Raw genomic sequence first — 2604 nt, 5'->3', positions numbered from 1 at the left:
CGCCGCGGTCGGCCTCGCGCTGATCGCCGGCAACCTGGCCTGGTCACTCTGCGAGTCGAGCGACCTGCGCGAGCTTGTTGCAAGAGCATACCGGCGATGTCTGTTTCGCACTGGCAAGGGCCCGGACCGTTCACTCGAGAATGCTTCAAGCGAGTAGTTGATCGCAGGGGCTCTGGTGCAAATAGCTGGTGTGGCCGATATTTCCCAATAATTAAGGTTTCCTTAATTATTGAAAAGCACTGCATTCGAGACGCCGGGCGCAGTGGTGTCGTTAAGCTCGAGCGTCGAAAAGTCCAACTGCCCCTTGCGAATGCGATGCATCAATTCAATGCCTGAAATCGTGGTCGCAGCACTCCAGAACCGTTTGAAACCGAGCATCACGTTCGTTCTGGACTTGATGTTTCGGTGATCCTGCTCAACCAGGTTGTTCAGGTACTTCGAAGAGCGGACCTTCGTGTCCTCGGGCAGCATGCCATCGGCCTTCATCTCACGCACCGCCCGGTGGGAGGCGGCATATCCATCGAGCGTGATCGTCTCCGGCGGTTGCCCCTGATGTTTGATAGCCTTGCTGAAAAAGGCTTTCGCCGCGGCCAAGTCGCGCTTTGCCCTGAGCATGAAGTCGACCGTCTGGCCGGCCCGATCCACCGCCCGGTAAAGATAGACCCATTTGCCACGAATCCTGAGATAGGTTTCGTCGACGCGCCATGACCGCCACGCCGGTATGGCAAAACGATTCCAGCGCCTCACGAACTCCGGGGTAAATCGCCTCACCCAACGCATGATCGTGGTATGTGCCAGCGACAACCCCCGCTCGGCCATCATTTCGACCAGATCGCGCAAGCTAAGCTTGTAGCGCAGGTACCAGCGCACGCAGACGATGATGATCTCCCGGTCAAAATGTCGCCCATCGAACATCCCCTCCAGACCCTTTCCCTTGCTCATCACCGGCCGCCAGTTTGTCAGTCTGTATACTTTAACTGACTCCCGAAGCCTATTTGCACCAGTACCCGATGCATCAGGTCCGTGCCCGATTTTCGCCGGTAAGCAGGTCGCGGCGAAGGGATGGTGCAGCGCATACGTGAAGAAGGCCTGAAGCCGCACCCGTGTGATCGGCAGGACCGCCACCAAGCGGTTTTTTCAAATGCACGCCGCATGGTATTGTCAACTTTTTATCCGGCGGTCGACCGACCGCGCAATAAGTAAGGATAGTTAACTTACTTCACAGGACGCTCCAGCATCGGAGCGCCCGTCACGCTTTCCCAGGCCTCTAAGGCCTGCGTGCGTGGCGTCCGCTTTTACTTTGCGTCGGTGTGGTAACGGCAATGCGTGAACAGATTGACGACCCGATCGTGGACCGAAGCGAAACGATGCAGGTGACGCGCCGACTTGAAGCGGCGCATCACCTTCTCGCCCATCCAGGTGGATGAGTAATACAGCACAAAGATTCTCAACATTTTTTAACTCCTATCTATATTTACGCGGCGATGCGATGTAAAAAGCGTGCATGACAATGGCGCAACGACGCTGCTGGACCTGGACGTCATTTGCCCGCATGAGCCGGTATGAGCGCCTGCGTTCCGGAGTTCGGGATGGCCAATGTCCGGCCTGCGCGCAACACCTAAACGTCACCCATGTGAATCGTCCTGTGGGATTTCGCGTGTCCCGATTCCGGGTTGGTCGGCGTCCGCGATTTTCTGCCGCGACCGGCGACAGCGGTCCCACGAACACGGCTTGCGGTGGCCATTTCCGTTCCTGTTAAGCGTCGAGTGCATTATCGGTGCGCGGCCAAACCCCGCGTCCGTCAGGTCCCGTGCCTTCCGGGCGAGCCGCGAGCCGACGGCGGAAGATCCTGGCGAGGCGCTCGGGATCACGACGGGCTGGGCGCCCAGCGTCCGCGCCCAGCCTCGCCAACGCTGGGTGGTTTGGGGTGAAATTCACTTCGGGGACGGAATGGGCGTTTGCTTGCTGAGCGGAGCTGCCGTCTGAATGCCTGAGTGGCGCGAAGGACGAGTGACCCTTCATGGGCCGACGGCTGCCTGTGGGTGCTGGTGCCGTAAAGCTGCCCTTCACCGAAACGGGAGGTTTACCCGACGGCCGCGTTCGGCGAACCTTCGGAATAGCGGCTCCCGCCATTTTTGGATCTCGGTCCGCGCCTTCACGTGGGCATCCAAATGTCCGCTCGGCACCAGACTAGTGTCCCGAGTTAGAAATTCGTAGACAAAATCGCTTGACGCTGGCGAGGATGTCGTCGGCCGATTTGGTCCAGTTAAAGGGTCTCGGATCAGTGTTGTTGATCTGGATGTATTGGCGAATAGCCTGCTCGAGTTGCCGGGTGGAGCGATGAGTGCCACGGCGGATGTATGTCTCGCTGAGCGTGGCGAACCATCGTTCGACTTGGTTAATCCACGAAGCAGAGGTCGGAGTGAAATGCGCATGGAAACGCGGATGGCGAGCCAGCCAGGTATTGATCGAGGAGGTCTTGTGCGTACCGTAGTTGTCCATCACCAGATGGATGTCCAGTTGGGGCGGCACGTTGGCCTCGATGGTGCGCAGGAACTGCAGGAATTCACTGCTGCGATGACGTCGATGCAGTTCGCCAATGAC

The 2604-nt window shown here is 58.4% G+C and carries 3 protein-coding genes and 1 pseudogene; 1 reads left to right on the top strand and 3 read right to left on the bottom strand.

From position 1 onward, the window contains the following. Window positions 1–222 precede the first annotated feature (222 nt). Complete coding sequence (locus tag AWB68_RS43965) at window positions 223–942, bottom strand: IS6 family transposase (protein WP_087650328.1); 720 nt, start codon at window positions 940–942, stop codon at window positions 223–225. A 67-nt stretch (window positions 943–1009) separates the two neighbouring features. Between AWB68_RS43965 and AWB68_RS43960 the strand changes: the two are divergent. After that, window positions 1010–1093 (top strand): annotated as a pseudogene (locus AWB68_RS43960) (high-potential iron-sulfur protein); the annotation flags it as partial. Window positions 1094–1295: 202 nt separating this feature from the next. On the opposite strand, the gene AWB68_RS48665 reads toward AWB68_RS43960, so the two are convergent. Together AWB68_RS48665 and AWB68_RS43955 are read right to left on the bottom strand one after the other, a co-directional pair. Further along, window positions 1296–1454, bottom strand: coding sequence for a hypothetical protein (locus AWB68_RS48665; protein WP_160110190.1), 159 nt, complete (start codon window positions 1452–1454; stop codon window positions 1296–1298). A 736-nt stretch (window positions 1455–2190) separates the two neighbouring features. Beyond that, window positions 2191–2604: transposase (locus AWB68_RS43955; RefSeq protein ID WP_200828970.1), on the bottom strand; the 414-nt coding region annotated here is incomplete at its 5' end.

This window comes from Caballeronia choica, from assembly GCF_001544535.1.
GTDB lineage: Bacteria > Pseudomonadota > Gammaproteobacteria > Burkholderiales > Burkholderiaceae > Caballeronia > Caballeronia choica.
The sequence above is the reverse complement of the archived record's forward strand: the minus strand, read 5'-3'. Positions and strand labels throughout refer to the sequence as shown.